The 782-nt window shown below is 46.5% G+C and carries 1 protein-coding gene; it reads right to left on the bottom strand.

What is annotated here, in order from left to right; translation table 11 throughout:
* Positions 1–596: contractile injection system protein, VgrG/Pvc8 family (locus ACMHKJ_RS19300; protein WP_413496466.1), on the bottom strand; the 596-nt coding region annotated here is incomplete at its 3' end.
* Positions 597–782 lie beyond the last annotated feature (186 nt).

Below are 782 nucleotides of genomic sequence, written 5' to 3'. Positions count from 1 at the left end.
GTTTTGGTATCAGCCTGCAGGCTGAACGAATAGAAAATACCCGTTTCACTTAATAAGCGTTCAATAAACTGCCAGTCACTCTCATTGATTTGGTTGATTTGTGCGCGTTCGGGATAACTGAGCCGGATGTTAAATTCAAATTCCCAGTCATGCAGATTGTGCTCCCGTAAAATACAGGTAATCACATCAGGCACAGACTGATTAAGAAAAAATCGGTGCGAGCGTATCTGATGGCGTAACAGCGCCACAAAGGGCTCCAGCACAATCTGATAGCGCGCCTCGTCAGCTGAACCGGAAAGACGCCGGAAGTGAGTAATCACACCGTGAACCTGTTTTTGGGGTCCGGTGACAGCGGCAAGCGCGGAGGATGGGGTCGCGGGTGATGAAAACGTGAAATGAGCAGAGTGGCGCAGAAACTGTTTAGCCTGCAAATCTTGCGAAGGGGAGGTAAAGGTTATCCGGTAACGATAAGTTTCACTGATAGCTTCCCGTCCGGTAAAGGACTCCACATCAGGTTGCGCATCGCAACCCTGTATTTTCAGGTGGTAGCGGTTAAGAGAGTGCAATACTGACGTTCCGGTATCAGATAAGCTCATGGCAGGATCCTTTCAGCGTTACGCGGTGCAACCGGAAAGTGACAGCGACACCAAAACGGCCAGATTTAATACGATATATTTAACTTAAGCTAACAGGTGGCAGGGTATAAAAACAAACTAAACGGTAAATAAATTTGAAGTGTTCTGCATAAAAAGAATTTATCCCGCGGTTTTACTCTTATGATA

This window comes from Morganella psychrotolerans (genome assembly GCF_965118875.1).
GTDB lineage: Bacteria > Pseudomonadota > Gammaproteobacteria > Enterobacterales > Enterobacteriaceae > Morganella > Morganella psychrotolerans_C.
This window is presented reverse-complemented; position numbering and strand designations above follow the sequence as displayed.